The following is a 282-nucleotide window of genomic DNA, read 5'->3' as shown; positions in this document are numbered from 1 at the left end:
GGTTGGAACCATTCACAGGTTCTGACCACCAACAGGCCGTTGGCCACGGTAGTGAAAGTCTACCGAACATACCCCTTGTACCGTTACTTCTCTCTTTCTGCTTATCTTTTTTTTAGTCGGGGGCATAGCTCAGTTGGCTAGAGCATCGGCTTTGCAAGCCGAGGGTCAGGGGTTCGAGTCCCCTTGCCTCCAAAGCGAATAATTTGTTTTTTTAACATAAATAGCGAAGGGATCGACAGAATAATATGGTCAAGCGAATAAGGGTCCACGGAGGATGCCTAG

General features: G+C 48.2%; 1 tRNA gene. It reads left to right on the top strand.

The annotated features are described in order from the left end of the window. Positions 1–118 precede the first annotated feature (118 nt). Positions 119–192, top strand: a tRNA-Ala gene (locus ACODJP_RS13885). Positions 193–282: the final 90 nt, after the last annotated feature.

Origin of the sequence: Pleomorphochaeta sp. DL1XJH-081 (assembly GCF_049310885.1) — a bacterium.
Classification (GTDB): Bacteria; Spirochaetota; Spirochaetia; order Sphaerochaetales; family Sphaerochaetaceae; genus CAYZJV01.
The sequence above is the reverse complement of the archived record's forward strand: the minus strand, read 5'-3'. Positions and strand labels throughout refer to the sequence as shown.